We start from the raw sequence: 12,917 nt of genomic DNA, 5'->3' as shown, positions 1-12,917 counted from the left end.
GATGCCGCGCGCACGGACTATAGTCGGGCCATGACTCGCCGCCTCGCCGCCTTCGCCTTCGCTCTGGCCGCCGCCTGGGGCGTGACGTCGGCCGCCGGGGCGCAGGCCCCCGACCAGTCGGGAGAGACGGTCTCGCTGCCGGGCATCCGCTATTCCGTGCTGGCCGCGGGCCCGGCCACGGGCGCGCACCCGACCCGGGCCGACAGCGTGACCATGCGCTACATCGGGCGCCTGGAGGGCGGCGAGATCTTCTCGACCTCGCCGGGCGATGGGACCGGCGTCTCGACCTTCGCGGTCAATGGCGTGATCCCCGGGATGAGCGCGGCGCTGCAGCTGATGCGGCCGGGCGACCATTGGCGGATCACCATGCCGCCCTATCTGGCCTATGGCCCGGGCCGGCCGTTCAACACCCCCGCGCCCGCCGGCGCGGCGGGCCAGGCGATCCAGAAACGCGGCATCCCACCCCAGGCGACGCTGATCTTCGATGTCGAGCTGGTCTCGATCGCGCCACCCAAGCAGCCCTGAGCCGTACCGGCCGGAAATCGTTGAGTTACCATGCGTAACGGTGAACCCTTGCGCGGCGCGCGCGGACGTGGCCCCTTATTCGCAGACGCTGTCAGGCGCGAGTCACCGGACCTTTCGCGCATTTCGGAGCGCGCGCGGGGCCAGGTGGCGTGAGCGGGGGATCGATGGAACCACCTCCTGGCCAATCGCGGGGCGAGACCCGGGATCAGCCCATAGGCGGGGAACACCGGCCGGCCAGGCGGTCGAGCCGGATCCTGGGCCTGTTGGCGGCCGTGGGGTTCTCGCTGGCCATGTGGGTGTTTATCGCCATGGCGGTTCTGGGCCTGGTGCTGAAGATCGTCGGCTCGAGAGGCTGAGCCTTTCGAAGCGGAACCGTGTAGGGTCGCGCCATGGCCGACCTGACCGACGCGCAACTCAACGCCCTGCAGAACCTGGCGAAGAAGAAGGGTGGCGCGGAGACGCCGTTCATCAACATTTCCGCGGCCCGGGCGCTCGTCGAACTGGGCCTGGCGGAACGCAGCCGCGAGGGCTGGGACATCACCGCTGAAGGCTCGGCCGCGCTGGCGAAACTGGCCGGTCCGCCCCGCTGAACGCCGTTCGGCACAGCTCTTGAAACAATTCTCCGCGGTGAGCCGTAACAGAACAGTCGGCTCCGTTAACGCTGGAGACACCAATGGCCTTTGCCGCAGTTGTCGCGCGTACCAGCCCGCAGGGGATGGAGTATCTCGTCCACAACAACAAGGGCCGGGCGGAATGGGCGGCGACCGCCGACCGCGCCGACCGCTTCCAGACGTTCCGCGACGCGACCCGGGAGGCCATGCGCCTGCCGAGCACGATGCGGGCCTACGCCCTGCCCGCCGAGTCCTGACGAAGGCTCATCCGGCTTGTTTGGCGGACGGCGTTTTGGTTTGCCGTCGCGCCCGCAGATAGGCGAGGATCGCCCAACGCTGGCCGCCTGAGAGCCATGCGAGGAGGCGCCCCATGGCTGAGGCCATTCTGGACCCCGATCTGCCGATCGTGGACCCGCACCATCACCTGTGGGACCGCCGCGCCTACGCCCCGCCGCCGGGCCCCGGTGATCCGCCGGAGCATCCGTTCATCACCGCCATCGCCGACGCGCGGCGCTACCTGCTGGATGAGCTGATCGCCGACACCGGCGCCCACAAGGTGGTCGCCACGGTCTTCGTGGAGTGCGGCGCCTTCTACAAGGCCGACGGGCCGGTGGAGATGCGGCCCATCGGCGAGACCGAGTTCGTGAACGGCGTCGCCGCCATGACCGCCAGCGGGACCTACGGCGATTTCCGCGCCTGCGCCGGCATCGTCAGCAAGGCCGACCTGCTGCTGGGCGACGGCGTCAAGCCGGTGCTGGAGGCGCATGTGCGCGCCGGCGGCGGGCGGTTCCGCGGCATCCGCAACTCCGCCTCCTTCGACGCGGACAAGGCGGTGCTGGGGCCGCTGAACCGCGTCGAGGCCGGGCTCTACCGCGAGGCCAAGTTCCGCGAGGGCTTCAGGCATCTGGCGCCCATGGGGCTGACCTTCGACGCCTGGCTGCTGGAGCCGCAGCTGCCCGACGTGATCGACCTGGCCCGGGCCTTTCCCGACCAGACCATCGTCCTCGACCACGTCGGCACGCCGCTGGGGCGCGGGTCCTATGAGGGCAAGCTGCCTGAGCGGTTCCCGATCTGGCGCGACAACATCCGCGAGCTCGCCAAGTCGCCCAAGGTGGTGGTGAAGCTGGGCGGCCTGGCCATGGCCTTCTGCAACTTCCCCTCGTTTCTCAGCGAACCCCGCGCGCCGTCGACCCAGCTCGCCGCCGAATGGGGCCCCTATATCGAGACCTGCATCGAGGCCTTCGGGCCGGAGCGCTGCATGTTCGAGTCGAACTTCCCGGTCGACATGGGCGCCTGCGACTACGCCACCCTGTGGAACGCCTTCAAGCACGTCGCCAAGGGCTATTCGGCGGACGAGAAGACGGCGCTGTTCAGCGGGACAGCGACGAGGACCTACCGGCTGGATATCTAGGCCAGGCCGGTCCGACGGCGCCGCAGCGCCGCGCCGGCCAGGCCGAAGCCCGCGATCATCAGCGCCCAACCCGCCGGCTCCGGCACGCCTGGGCCGCCGCCCGGGTTGTTGGTCACCGTTACGCAGTTGTTGCAGGCGATGCCGCCTGTGCCGTCGTAAATCTGCGCGGTGTTGTTGCTGTCGACGTAGTTGCCGGGCGCCGTGAAATCCATGGAGAAGTCCAGCAATCCGCCGCCTGTGAAATCCGCGCCCGCCGAGGACGGATCAAGGTCCGCGAGCGTCCAGGTTCTCGTGCCGGTCACCCAGTCGATGGAAACGAAGGTGTCGACGCCGGTCTTCGTCGTATCCAGCTGCACGCTGCCGTTCAGGTTGGGATTGTTCGACAGGCCGAAGGGCGTGTCGGTGTTGCCGGTTTGGAACCAGCCGCCGGCGACGTTGAAGTCGACTGTAATGATCGATGCGGAAGCCGAACCGGCCACGCAGATCAGGGCGCCCAACACGGGGCCGACGAGTAACAGCCTCTTCATAGCGATCCTCCAGCACGTCGGGCCGACGCGGCAATACGCTAGCCTCGCAACCTAGGGCTGGGTCCGGGCGCAAAGATATTGCCTATTTAGGCATATTGATATTGATTTTGCTCAATAAATCGCTTCTGAAGCGAATCCCGGTCGCCGAACATGCCTATTTAGGCCATTGCCTATTTAGGCCGATCGCGGAACCCTCGCTGAGCGTGTTCAGGCAGGTGAGGGTCGGGCATGGTGACGGCGCTTCTGGTCGACGACCACCCGCTGTTCCGGGACGGCTTCGCCTCGATGCTGCGGCGCCATCGGCCGGACTGGACGCTGCGCACCGCCAATTCCGCGGCCGAGGCGCTGGACGCGCTGGAGCACAGCCACCCGGACCTGGCGATCATAGACATCCTGCTGCCTGACGTGGACGGCTTTGACGCGGCCCGCGCCATCGCCGAACGGGCGCCGCTGGTCAGCCGGGTGATGATCTCCGGCCGGGAGGACGGCGCGGCGCGGCTGCGCAGCCGCGACTGCGGCGCGTCGGGCTTCATCTCCAAGACCTGGGCGCCGGAGCGGATCGTCGAGATGCTGGACGAGGTGCTGGCCGGCGGGGTGGCGTTCGAGGCGCATGCCGACGCCCACGCGGTCGAGGGCATCACGGTGCGCCAGCTCGAGGTGCTGTCCCTGCTGGCCGACGGCCATTCCAACAAGGCGATCGAGCGGCGGATGAACATCGCGCCGCGCACGGTGCGCGCCCACCTGACCGAGATCTTCCACCTGCTGGAGGTGGACGGCCGGGTGCAGGCCATCCTGAAGGCGCGCCAGCTGGGCCTGATCGGGTGACGGCGGAGGCCGCCGCGACCGCCGGTCCCGACGGCGGTCTCACCATCGATCCGGTGCGGGCCGAATGCATCCGCACCCTCTTCCAGCAGATCCGCAACAGCTTCGCCGCCGCCGGCGTCGTGACCATCTACATGTGCGCCACCCAGGCGCCCTTCCAGCCGTGGCGGGAGATCGCCGGCTGGCTCGCGGTGCAGCTGGCGACCCAGGTCTTCCGGCTCTGGCTGGTCGCCCGCTACCGGAAGATCCCGGCCGACGACGACGGGACGCGGCTGGAGCGCGCGGCGCGGCTCAACACCCTCTACATGCTGATCGCGGGCCTGGTTTGGGGTTCGACCGCCTTCCTGTTCATGGAGACCCGCCAGCCGATCACCGTGGCGCTCACCCTTTGCGGCCTCTACGGCATCTCCGGCGGCAGCGTGCCGGGCAACGCCTATAACCCCAGCGGCCTCTACGCCTTCGTGGGCGCGATCTTCGGCCTGGTGATGATCCGCTTCCTGCTGATCGGCCAGTACGCCTACGATGTGCTGGGCCTTGCCTCGATCGGCTATTCGGCGATCCTGTTCGGCTTCTGCCGGGTGCAGAACCGCGAGCTGAAGGAAGGCTTCGCGATCCGCTTTGAGAACCGCCGCCTGCTCGCCGCGCTGGAGGTGGAGAAGGCCGAGGCCGAGGCGGCGCGCGCCCGGGCGGAGAAGGCGAACCTCGCCAAGTCCCAGCTGCTGGCCGCCGCCAGCCACGACCTGCGCCAGCCCCTGCATGCGCTCAGCCTGTTCTCAGGTTCGCTGCAGTCGCTGGCGCTGGACGAGGAGGCCAAGGATGTGGCGAGCCGCATCCAGTCGAACGTGGCGGCCATGGAGAAGCTGTTCAACGGCCTCCTGGACATCTCCCGCCTGGAGGCCGGCGTGGTGCAGAGCCACCGCGAGCCGATGAGCTGCCGGGACCTGTTCGACCGGCTGGCCGGCTATTTCGATCCCATGGCCGAGCGGCAGGGCCTGGACCTGCGCTTCCGCGACACGACGCTGTGGGTCGACGCGGACCCCGCGCTGACCGAGCAGATCTGCGTCAACCTGGTCACCAACGCCCTGCGCTATACGCGGACCGGCGGGGTGCTGGTGGCGGCGCGCAAGCGGGGGCAGCGCATCTCCATCGAGGTCTCCGACACCGGCATCGGCATCGCCCGCGCCGACCAGGCGCGGATCTTCGACGAGTTCGTGCAAATCGGAAATCCCGAGCGCGACCGCGGCAAGGGCCTGGGCCTGGGTCTGGCCATCGCACAACGGCTGGCCGCGATCCTGGGGAGCCGGATCGAGATCGCCTCGATCGAGGGGCGCGGCTCGCGGTTTTCCTTCGCGCTGCCCGCCGCCCTGCCCGCCAAGCCCGCCAAGACCCTGGCCGCGCCCGACCTGATGCGGGGCTTAAGGGTCCTGCTGGTCGACGACGACGCCATGGTGCGCGAAGGCGCGAGCCTCCTGCTGCGCCAGTGGGGCGTCGAGGTGGCGCTGGCCGAGGACCTGGCGCCGGCGGAAGCCCTGGTCCGCGACAACCCCCCGTTCGACATCTGCCTCGCCGACTACCGCCTGCCTGGCGACCGCGATGGCCTGAGCGTGATCGCCACGCTCGCCGCCCTGCCCAACCCGCCCCGCGCCTTCTGCCTGGTCACCGGCGACATGGCCGCCGAGGTCCTGGCCGCCGCCGACGCCGCCCGGGTGCCGATCATCCACAAGCCCCTGCACCCGGCGCGCCTGCGGGCGCTGCTGAATCACTTGGCGTCCGGGGCCAGGCGGGAGGTGGCGTAGGAAGCGCCTTCGCGAGCCCGGGCGAGTCAAAAATGTTCAGCTTCGCTGCGCCGCGAGACGCGCTAGGGATGGGGCGGGCGCCGCGCGAACGTTGTTCGCCCACGGGCTACTGACGCCCGGGCGCTTTGGGGGCGAGCCATGAGGACGAGGATTTCAGCCGGCGTGGCGCTGTGCGCGGCCTTCGCCGCATGGGCGGCCGCCGCCGGCCCCGCGCCCAAGGGTCCGCGCGCGACGCTGGAGGGCACGTGGACGGCCAACTTCGTGCTGGTCATGGAGGCGCCGGACAAGGTCCCGGACCTGGTCGTCTCGGCGAGCCAGGCCAAGCTGGTCGCGGCCGCCGAGGAGAAGGCCATGTCGGACTTCTTCTCCATGGACCTCGATCCCGAGGTGCCGGAGCTGATGGCCAAGGTGGAGGGCCTGCCGGTCGTGCGCGGCCAGTTCCGCACCCGCGCGCTGATCCGGCCCGCCGGGGGAAAGCTGCCCTACACGCCGGCCGCGCGGAAGGAGATCGACTCCACCGAGGCGCCGCCGGAGATGCGGGACAATCCCGAACAGCGTCCCAACGCCGAGCGCTGCCTGGCGGGGCTCGGCCAGCCGCCGATCTCGAGCTTCAACTTCGAGAATGCCCTGCAGATCGTCCGTAGCGGCAATGAGGTGGCGATCCACACGGAATACGGCGACGAGGTGCGCGTGGTGCCGATCACCGACCAGCACGGGCCCAAGGCGCTCTGGGGCAAGATGGGCGACAGCATCGGCCGCTGGGAGGGCGACACACTGGTCGTCGAGACGGTGGGCCAACCCGACGACGACCGGTTCCGGTTTGCGCCCTTCCTGATCGTCTCCGGCGAGGCGACCGTGGTCGAGCGGTTCACGCCGGTCTCCGACCGGGAGCTGCTCTACCAGTTCACGGTGATCGACCCGAAGGTGTTCACCGCCCCCTGGATGGCCGAGTTCTCGTGGTACCGGACGAGCAAGCCGATGTACGAGCACGCCTGCCACGAGGGGAACTATTCGCTCCCCAACGTCCTGGCCGGCGCCCGGCATGAGGAGGCGGTCCGCGCGGCGGCGGGGCGGTGATCGCTGAGGTCAGCGCCGTTGGACGAGTTGGATCGGGTTGCCTTCGGGGTCGGTGGTCCAGGCCGCCCGCAGCGCCCCGTCCAGGAAGTCGTGCGGCGGGGTGACCACCGGCGCGCCGCGCGCGGCCATGGCCTCAATCGCGGCGTCGACGTCGTCGGTCCAAAGCACGATCTCGATCCACCGCCCCTCGCCCCGCGGATTGAGGCCATGGTGGTCCCGGGCGGCGTCCACGGTGGCGACGCCGAGCGTGAAGCCGTCGAGGGTCAGCTCCACATGCGACGGCTCGCCGGTCTTGGGCGTGCGGAAGGTCTCGGCGAACCCGAGCGATGCGTAGAAGGCGAGCGCCCGCGGCAGGTCGCGGGCGTAGAGGTTGATCATCGGGCGGCTGAAGGTGGGCATGACGGTTCCTCCCGCAGGCTGAGGCGCCGGACAACGAAAGCCTGGCGGAAGCCATGAGGGTTGTCGACAGCCGCGCGGCGCTGGGCTCTGTTGAAGGCTGCGGGGCGCCGCAAGCCATTGCCAAACTCGCCGGAGACGGCTTAATATACATCGTAAATATAAAGACGGAGAACGGCATGCGGCGCTTGATCGTGACGGGACTGGTGGCGGCCCTGGCGATGGGTGCCCTGCCCTTCGCGGCGCAGGCCAAGGCGAGCGGACATCCGGCGATCCCGGCCGCGATCTTCACCGACCCGCCGGCCGACAAGGCTCATCCTGCGCGGATGGAGGTGCTGCACATCCCGTCCGGCGGGGTGGAGATCAACGGCGTCGCCTACCTGGCCGGCGGCGCCGGCGTCCATCCGACCGTGGTCCTGCTGCACGGCCTGCCGGGCAACGAGAAGAACCTCGACCTCGCCCAGGCGATCCGCCGCGCCGGCTGGAACGTCATCACCTTCAACTACCGCGGGTCCTGGGGCAGCCCGGGGAGCTTCAGCTTCGAGGGCAACCTCGCCGACGCCAAGGCGGTGCTGGCCTATGTGCGCGCGCCCGAGCACGCGAAATTCCTCGGCGTCGACACCGGCAAGCTGGTGATCGCGGGCCATTCCATGGGGGGCTGGGTGACCGGACTGACCGCGGCGGGCGACGAGGCCCTCGCGGGCGCGGTGATGATTTCGGCGGCGGACATGGGCGGGCGCGGCGCAGTACCGGCCGCCAAGCCGATGATCGCCAAGTCCATGGCGACCGACATGGAGACTCTGGCCAACACCTCGCCGGAGAAGATGGCCGACGAGATCATCGGCTTTTCGCCCAGGCTCTCGTTCAACGCCGACGTGGCCAAGGGGCTGTCGAAGAAGCCCGTGCTGATCGTCACCTCCGACGACGGGCTGGCGGCGATGGACGACAAGCTGGCCGCGGCGGTGAAGGCGGACGGCGGGCGGGTCACCAACCTGCACCTCACCACCGACCACAGCTATTCGGACAAGCGCATCGCCCTGGAGGCGGCTGTGATCCGCTGGCTGCAGGGACTGGACTAGCGGAGCGTCAAGCCCCGGCTTCGGTCTCGCGGCGGCGGTAGAGGCGGATGTCGCCCTGGGCGACCTGGCGGAAGCGGGCGAGGTAGATCGGTCCGGCCGCCATCAGCACCCCGGCCATGCCGCCGAACATGTGGGGCGGCGACAGCTCCTGGCCGGAGAAGCAGGGCGCGACGCCGACGCCCAGCACCACCCACATGGCGACCATGAAGATGTCGCCCCGGCGGACGAAGGGCAGCACGCCATAGGCGCCGCAGGTCGCGCCATAGAAGGCCAGCACATCGACGAACGGCTTGTCGGAGATCATGGCGGCGCGCATCGACAGCGGCGCGACCAGCACCACGGCGCAGGTCAGCACGACCAGGGCCGAAACCAGCCGCATCATCCGAAACGGCGCGGCGGCGATCGCCAGGATCTGAGGTTCGCGGTCTTTCACGCCGCCGTCAGTACGGCGCGGCCTCTCAATTCACAGTGAATTTATGTGGTTAGCGAGGGCTGAAGCGGCGCCAACCCAGGGTTTCATTCGCGCCCGCCTGCAAACATTCCGCGCTTGCCCACAGCAATGTTTGCTCTGTAGGGATGACGCCCGATGGCCCACACGACCGACATCGCCGTCTATCAGAAGCTCACCGAGATCGCCGACGAGCTGGACGAAATGGCGGCCCAGGGCGCGACCCTGGTGGGCGGCGCCGCCCTGATGACCGCGTCGCGCAACGTCCGCGGCATGGCCACCGTGGTCTACAAGCACATCATGAACGCCGCCGACGAGCGGCTGGACAGCTAGCGGCTAGGTCTTCGGCGGCGCCTTCTGCGCCTCGGCGAGTTCGGCGCCGATCTTGGCCAGGGCCGCGGGGGTCATGCCCTGGATGTGCGGATCGTGCTCCAGGCCGGCGAGGCTGACGTCGGCGAACATCCCCTCGGCGTCCCGGTCGCTTTCCAGGCGGGCGGCGAACCCCGGCAAATGGCGCTCGATCACCGGGCGGGTGCGCGGGTCGACCACCAGCTCGCGCAGCGTGCTGTCGACGGTGAGGATCTTGACGGCCTGAACCGTCGGGGCCGCAGCAGGCGCCTGGGCCAAGGCCGGGGCGGCGGCGAACAGGGCGAGCGCGACGAGCGCGGATTTCAGCATGGCGGGTCCCTCCTGCCACAGAGGCTGGCACGGGTGCCGGCGCGGCCAAAGTGAAGCTTTGGAAAGGCGCTAGAACGACTGCAAATCAGCGTTCGGCTTGCCAGGACCCCAGAACCCGCCAGGATGGCGCCCGGGAAACGGGGAGGCGCAGATGAAGTCCTGGATGATGGCGGCGATGGCCGCGAGCCTGGCGCTCAGCGCGGGCGCGGCCTTCGCCGAAGGGCCGCCGCCCGAACTGAAGCCGCACAAGGTGGATGGGGCCGGCCTGAACGTCATGGACCTGGAGGCTCAGAAGGCCTGGTACTCGGCCAAGCTCGGCATGACGCTGACCAACACCATCAAGGCGGCGGACGGCAGCCCCCGCGAATACATCATGGGCTATGGCGGCGGGCCCGACGCGGCGATCGTGGCGCTTCTGAAGTCGCCCCAGCGCCAGCCCGGGCCCAACGCCATGGGCCGCATCATCCTGGGCGTCCCCAACGCCAAGGCGCTGGCCGACTGGCTGAAGACCCAGGGCGTCGAAGCGCGCACGGTGATCCCGAACGCCGCCTATTTCATCGCCGACCCGGAAGGGAACGCGATCGAACTCTACACGCCGCCGAAGCCCTAGAGCCGAGGCGCGACCGGCGATGGGTCTCGCCCACAATATGCCGCTCTTTCTGGTCGGCCTGATGATGGCCGTGGAGGCCTATGCCGGGCGTCGCACGCGCACCGCGGCCGAGCGGCGCGACAACGGCACGCTCTACGTCATCTATGTGCTGCAGATCGCGGCGTTCGCCACGGCCTTCTGGCTGTGGGGCGCGGGCCATGCGCCGCCGCCAAGACTCGGCGTCTGGGCGCTCTGGGCGGCGCCCGCGGTCGCCATTCTGGGCGCAGGCTTGCGCGTCTGGGCGGTCCATACGCTGGGGCAATATTTCACCTACGTCGTGCATGTGAGCCCCGACCAGAAGGTGGTGCAGACCGGCCCCTACCGCTGGCTGCGCCATCCGTCCTACACCGGCGGCACACTTGAGGGCGTCGGCATCGGCCTGGCCATGGGCTACGGCCTGGCGCCTGCGATCGTCGGCGGCGGCATGCTGGCGAGCTACCTGATCCGCATCGCGGTGGAGGAGAAGGCGCTGGCCGACGGCATCGGCGAGCCCTACCGGGCCTACATGGCCCGCACCAAGCGGCTGATCCCGTTTGTGTGGTGAGGCGGGGCGCCGGCTGAGATGACCCCCTTCCGCAACGACCAGGAGAACCCGTTCGCCCGCGAGCGCGCCTGGCCGGCGATGCCGCAGGCGCCGCTGCGGCTCGCGAGGGCGCGCACCGTGCTGGGCCTGGGGATCGCGGCGCCTGACGTCGGGGAGGCCGCGCGCCGGCCGCAGCCGCCCGCACGCCGGCAACGTCGCCGGAACCGGGGCCGAGACCGCCGCTTGACGCCCCTGATCGGCGCCGCGGCGGTGGGCGTGGGCGGGCTGCTCACGCTCTTCCTGCTGATCGGCTCAGGCCCGCCGCCAGCCTAAACGCCACCTGAACAGCGGAGTTCAGGACGGGTTCAGAGCGCCTGCGACATTCTGGCTTCCTCGAAACCCCGAGGAGGAACCCGACGATGAAACAACTGCTCTACGCCGCCGTGGCGCTGGCCTGCGTGGCCGCCCCGATGGCGGCGTCCGCCCAGCCCAGCGAACGGCAGGACGACCGGCGCGAACTGAATGAAGACCGCCGCGACCTGAACCACGACCGCCGCGCCGCCGAGCGCGACGGCCGCGTCGGCCCCGGCGAGCGCGCCGAGCTGAACCGCGACCACCGCGAGATCAACCAGGACCGCCGCGACCTGCGCTATGACCGCGCCCGCGCCGACAGCTGGCGCGACCGGGCCGAGTGGCGCGACTTCCGCGGCGTGCGCCCGGGCTTCTGGTTCGCGCCCGGCTACGGCTACCGCCCGATCAGCCACTACGGCTGGCGGCGCGGGGCCTACGTCCCGGTCGGTTATCGTGGGTACTACGTGCAGGACTGGGGCTACTACGGCCTGCGTCCGCCGCCCCCCGGCTACCGCTGGATCTACGCCGACGGCAACTTCGTGCTGATGGCCGTCGCCACCGGCCTGATCGCCGACCTGGTGATCCACGGGTACTAGGCGCCGCGCCTAGCCGGACCTCAAGGAAGGCCTCTCCTCCACAGCGAGGGGAGGCCTTTCCTATGGCCGCCGGGCCGCTAAGGTGGCGCGCAAAGAGTCCCCGGGGAGAAGTCATGCGTCGCCTGCTCACAATCGCCGTCGTGATCGCCGCCTGCGCGCTCCCCGCGCTCGCCCAGACCCCGCCCGGCTCCGACCCGGCGATCCCGCCGGCGCCCAAGCCCGCGCCGCCCATGGCCAACCCGATCCCGCCGATCCTGGCCCCGGGCCGCGTGCTGCTGGGGACCAAGGATGTGATGCGCCACATCGTCAATCCGGCCGCCGAGGCCTTCTGGGCCCGCAGCGGCGAGGTGGACGACGAGGGCGGCGCCCACGACCGCGTCTCCAAGGACGACGAGAACTGGAAGATCACGCTGGACAGCGCCGCCCAGCTCGTCGAGGCCGGCAACCTGCTGCAGATGGAAGGCCGCGCCCGCGACCCCAACGGGCCCTGGATGAAGTACGCGGTGCAGCTGACCAACGCGGGCCTGGCCGGCATGACCGCGGCCCAGGCCAAGAACCACGACAAGACCAACGACGCCGGCAGCGCCATGTACGACGCCTGCTACGGCTGCCACGGCCGCTACATCGTCCGGCCCAAGGACAGCCTCTACACGCACGACATCGACAAGGACCTGAAGGACGCCGGCGTGAAGCCGCCGAAATAGCGTCGCCGCATGGTGGAAGTCCGCAAGCCAAAGCCGGTTCACAGCTGGGGCGACCTGATCAGCGAGATCGGGACGATCGTGCTGGGCGTGCTGATCGCGCTCGCCGCCGAGCAGGGGGTTCAGATGCTCAGCTGGCGCCATCAGGTGTCCGAGGCGCGCCAGGCCATGCGCAACGAGCTGACCGACAGCGCGGGCTCGGCCTACGCCTACCGGGTGATCTTCAAGTGCAACGCCCGGTCGCTGGAAGATCTGCGCGCCCAGCTGCTGAAGAGCGGGCCGGCGTGGAAGGGCCGGCCGGTGGGCTACGACGCCCTGTTCTGGTCCTGGGACAGCTCGGTCTGGAGCACCGCGCTCGCGAGCGGGACGCTGACGCACATGCCGCCCGGCGAAATGAACGCCTTCGCCAGCGCCTACGCCTTTCTGCCGCGGTTCGTGGAGCGGGACGCCGCCGGCCAGGACGACGCCGCCGAGCTTGGCCTGCTGGGCCGCGATCTCAGCCTCGCGGACGGGATGCGGGGCCGGATGCTGGCCGCGGTCGGGCGGGCGGAACGGCGCAACTGGTCGAGCGCGCTGCTCGCCAAGCAATTCCTCGAACGCGCCGCCACGGTGGGCGCGCTCCCCAGCGACGCCGACCGCAAGCAGATGGATGGCTTCGTGGGCCAGCCGGGCGACCACTGCTGGACGCAGTCCAAGACCGGCTAGGCGCACGCCGGGCCGCCCTGGC

Annotated in this window: 20 protein-coding genes; 16 read left to right on the top strand and 4 right to left on the bottom strand. The window is 69.9% G+C overall.

The genetic code is table 11. From position 1 onward, the window contains the following. Positions 1–30: 30 nt before the first annotated feature. From VKQ35_RS11440 to VKQ35_RS11420, 5 genes are all read left to right on the top strand, one after another. Positions 31–525, top strand: a complete 495-nt coding sequence (locus VKQ35_RS11440; RefSeq protein ID WP_324361657.1) for an FKBP-type peptidyl-prolyl cis-trans isomerase — start codon at positions 31–33, stop codon at positions 523–525. Positions 526–689: 164 nt separating this feature from the next. Then, positions 690–881 (top strand): hypothetical protein, encoded by a 192-nt coding sequence (locus VKQ35_RS11435; protein WP_324361655.1) that lies wholly within the window; start codon positions 690–692, stop codon positions 879–881. A 33-nt stretch (positions 882–914) separates the two neighbouring features. Next, entirely contained in the window at positions 915–1,115 is a 201-nt protein-coding gene (locus VKQ35_RS11430) for a hypothetical protein (protein ID WP_324361653.1), read from the top strand. 83 nt (positions 1,116–1,198) lie between these two features. Beyond that, positions 1,199–1,393, top strand: coding sequence for a hypothetical protein (locus tag VKQ35_RS11425; RefSeq protein WP_324361651.1), 195 nt, complete (start codon positions 1,199–1,201; stop codon positions 1,391–1,393). 113 nt (positions 1,394–1,506) lie between these two features. After that, positions 1,507–2,547: an amidohydrolase family protein gene (locus VKQ35_RS11420; RefSeq protein ID WP_324361649.1), complete on the top strand. Its 1,041-nt coding sequence runs from the start codon at positions 1,507–1,509 to the stop codon at positions 2,545–2,547. On the opposite strand, the gene VKQ35_RS11415 is transcribed toward VKQ35_RS11420, so the two are convergent. Beyond that, on the bottom strand, positions 2,544–3,074 hold the full coding sequence (locus VKQ35_RS11415) for a PEPxxWA-CTERM sorting domain-containing protein (RefSeq protein ID WP_324361647.1): 531 nt from the start codon (positions 3,072–3,074) through the stop codon (positions 2,544–2,546). The genes VKQ35_RS11420 and VKQ35_RS11415 overlap by 4 nt on opposite strands. Positions 3,075–3,302: 228 nt before the next feature. On the opposite strand from VKQ35_RS11415, the gene VKQ35_RS11410 reads away from it, so the two are divergent. The 3 genes from VKQ35_RS11410 to VKQ35_RS11400 all read left to right on the top strand — a co-directional run bounded on the left by VKQ35_RS11410 (position 3,303) and on the right by VKQ35_RS11400 (position 6,769). Continuing rightward, entirely contained in the window at positions 3,303–3,899 is a 597-nt protein-coding gene (locus VKQ35_RS11410; RefSeq protein ID WP_324361645.1) for a response regulator transcription factor, read from the top strand. After that, the gene (locus tag VKQ35_RS11405; RefSeq protein WP_324361643.1) at positions 3,896–5,692 is read left to right on the top strand and encodes an ATP-binding response regulator; all 1,797 of its coding nucleotides are present in this window, start codon (positions 3,896–3,898) and stop codon (positions 5,690–5,692) included. Before VKQ35_RS11410 ends, VKQ35_RS11405 begins: the two co-directional genes overlap by 4 nt. 138 nt (positions 5,693–5,830) lie before the next feature. Next, positions 5,831–6,769, top strand: a complete 939-nt coding sequence (locus VKQ35_RS11400; RefSeq protein ID WP_324361641.1) for a hypothetical protein — start codon at positions 5,831–5,833, stop codon at positions 6,767–6,769. A gap of 9 nt (positions 6,770–6,778) precedes the next feature. On the opposite strand, the gene VKQ35_RS11395 is transcribed toward VKQ35_RS11400, so the two are convergent. Next, complete coding sequence (locus tag VKQ35_RS11395) at positions 6,779–7,168, bottom strand: VOC family protein (protein ID WP_324361639.1); 390 nt, start codon at positions 7,166–7,168, stop codon at positions 6,779–6,781. A 176-nt stretch (positions 7,169–7,344) separates the two neighbouring features. On the opposite strand from VKQ35_RS11395, the gene VKQ35_RS11390 reads away from it, so the two are divergent. Beyond that, a complete protein-coding gene (locus VKQ35_RS11390) occupies positions 7,345–8,244 on the top strand; it encodes an alpha/beta hydrolase family protein (protein ID WP_324361637.1) in 900 nt (299 codons plus the stop codon). 7 nt (positions 8,245–8,251) lie between these two features. On the opposite strand, the gene VKQ35_RS11385 is transcribed toward VKQ35_RS11390, so the two are convergent. Further along, on the bottom strand, positions 8,252–8,677 hold the full coding sequence (locus VKQ35_RS11385; protein ID WP_324361635.1) for a hypothetical protein: 426 nt from the start codon (positions 8,675–8,677) through the stop codon (positions 8,252–8,254). A 153-nt stretch (positions 8,678–8,830) separates the two neighbouring features. On the opposite strand from VKQ35_RS11385, the gene VKQ35_RS11380 reads away from it, so the two are divergent. After that, positions 8,831–9,025, top strand: a complete 195-nt coding sequence (locus VKQ35_RS11380; RefSeq protein WP_324361634.1) for a hypothetical protein — start codon at positions 8,831–8,833, stop codon at positions 9,023–9,025. 3 nt (positions 9,026–9,028) lie between these two features. Here the strand turns inward: VKQ35_RS11380 and VKQ35_RS11375 are convergent, their stop codons facing one another. Continuing rightward, positions 9,029–9,370 (bottom strand): hypothetical protein, encoded by a 342-nt coding sequence (locus VKQ35_RS11375; RefSeq protein ID WP_324361632.1) that lies wholly within the window; start codon positions 9,368–9,370, stop codon positions 9,029–9,031. Positions 9,371–9,521: 151 nt separating this feature from the next. Between VKQ35_RS11375 and VKQ35_RS11370 the strand changes: the two genes are divergently transcribed. From VKQ35_RS11370 to VKQ35_RS11345, 6 genes are all read left to right on the top strand, one after another. Beyond that, positions 9,522–9,980 carry a VOC family protein gene (locus VKQ35_RS11370; RefSeq protein ID WP_324361630.1) on the top strand — a complete coding sequence of 153 codons (459 nt, stop codon included), beginning with the start codon at positions 9,522–9,524 and terminating at the stop codon, positions 9,978–9,980. A 37-nt stretch (positions 9,981–10,017) separates the two neighbouring features. Further along, on the top strand, positions 10,018–10,563 hold the full coding sequence (locus VKQ35_RS11365; RefSeq protein ID WP_324361628.1) for an isoprenylcysteine carboxylmethyltransferase family protein: 546 nt from the start codon (positions 10,018–10,020) through the stop codon (positions 10,561–10,563). 18 nt (positions 10,564–10,581) lie between these two features. Then, on the top strand, positions 10,582–10,875 hold the full coding sequence (locus tag VKQ35_RS11360) for a hypothetical protein (RefSeq protein ID WP_324361627.1): 294 nt from the start codon (positions 10,582–10,584) through the stop codon (positions 10,873–10,875). Between the two features lie 86 nt (positions 10,876–10,961). Continuing rightward, positions 10,962–11,489, top strand: a complete 528-nt coding sequence (locus VKQ35_RS11355) for an RcnB family protein (RefSeq protein WP_324361625.1) — start codon at positions 10,962–10,964, stop codon at positions 11,487–11,489. A gap of 113 nt (positions 11,490–11,602) precedes the next feature. After that, positions 11,603–12,193, top strand: a complete 591-nt coding sequence (locus tag VKQ35_RS11350) for a hypothetical protein (protein WP_324361622.1) — start codon at positions 11,603–11,605, stop codon at positions 12,191–12,193. A gap of 9 nt (positions 12,194–12,202) precedes the next feature. After that, entirely contained in the window at positions 12,203–12,895 is a 693-nt protein-coding gene (locus tag VKQ35_RS11345; RefSeq protein WP_324361621.1) for a hypothetical protein, read from the top strand. Positions 12,896–12,917 lie beyond the last annotated feature (22 nt).

The organism is Phenylobacterium sp., from assembly GCF_035309685.1.
GTDB lineage: Bacteria > Pseudomonadota > Alphaproteobacteria > Caulobacterales > Caulobacteraceae > Phenylobacterium.
The sequence above is the reverse complement of the archived record's forward strand: the minus strand, read 5'-3'. Positions and strand labels throughout refer to the sequence as shown.

Coding starts and splice junctions, on each gene's coding strand:
- VKQ35_RS11440 (WP_324361657.1), top strand. CDS start 31: ATGACTCGCCGCCTCGCCGCCTTCGCCTTCGCTCTGGCCGCCGCCTGG.
- VKQ35_RS11435 (WP_324361655.1), top strand. CDS start 690: ATGGAACCACCTCCTGGCCAATCGCGGGGCGAGACCCGGGATCAGCCC.
- VKQ35_RS11430 (WP_324361653.1), top strand. CDS start 915: ATGGCCGACCTGACCGACGCGCAACTCAACGCCCTGCAGAACCTGGCG.
- VKQ35_RS11425 (WP_324361651.1), top strand. CDS start 1,199: ATGGCCTTTGCCGCAGTTGTCGCGCGTACCAGCCCGCAGGGGATGGAG.
- VKQ35_RS11420 (WP_324361649.1), top strand. CDS start 1,507: ATGGCTGAGGCCATTCTGGACCCCGATCTGCCGATCGTGGACCCGCAC.
- VKQ35_RS11415 (WP_324361647.1), bottom strand. CDS start 3,074: ATGAAGAGGCTGTTACTCGTCGGCCCCGTGTTGGGCGCCCTGATCTGC.
- VKQ35_RS11410 (WP_324361645.1), top strand. CDS start 3,303: ATGGTGACGGCGCTTCTGGTCGACGACCACCCGCTGTTCCGGGACGGC.
- VKQ35_RS11400 (WP_324361641.1), top strand. CDS start 5,831: ATGAGGACGAGGATTTCAGCCGGCGTGGCGCTGTGCGCGGCCTTCGCC.
- VKQ35_RS11395 (WP_324361639.1), bottom strand. CDS start 7,168: ATGCCCACCTTCAGCCGCCCGATGATCAACCTCTACGCCCGCGACCTG.
- VKQ35_RS11390 (WP_324361637.1), top strand. CDS start 7,345: ATGCGGCGCTTGATCGTGACGGGACTGGTGGCGGCCCTGGCGATGGGT.
- VKQ35_RS11380 (WP_324361634.1), top strand. CDS start 8,831: ATGGCCCACACGACCGACATCGCCGTCTATCAGAAGCTCACCGAGATC.
- VKQ35_RS11375 (WP_324361632.1), bottom strand. CDS start 9,370: ATGCTGAAATCCGCGCTCGTCGCGCTCGCCCTGTTCGCCGCCGCCCCG.
- VKQ35_RS11370 (WP_324361630.1), top strand. CDS start 9,522: ATGAAGTCCTGGATGATGGCGGCGATGGCCGCGAGCCTGGCGCTCAGC.
- VKQ35_RS11365 (WP_324361628.1), top strand. CDS start 10,018: ATGCCGCTCTTTCTGGTCGGCCTGATGATGGCCGTGGAGGCCTATGCC.
- VKQ35_RS11360 (WP_324361627.1), top strand. CDS start 10,582: ATGACCCCCTTCCGCAACGACCAGGAGAACCCGTTCGCCCGCGAGCGC.
- VKQ35_RS11355 (WP_324361625.1), top strand. CDS start 10,962: ATGAAACAACTGCTCTACGCCGCCGTGGCGCTGGCCTGCGTGGCCGCC.
- VKQ35_RS11350 (WP_324361622.1), top strand. CDS start 11,603: ATGCGTCGCCTGCTCACAATCGCCGTCGTGATCGCCGCCTGCGCGCTC.
- VKQ35_RS11345 (WP_324361621.1), top strand. CDS start 12,203: ATGGTGGAAGTCCGCAAGCCAAAGCCGGTTCACAGCTGGGGCGACCTG.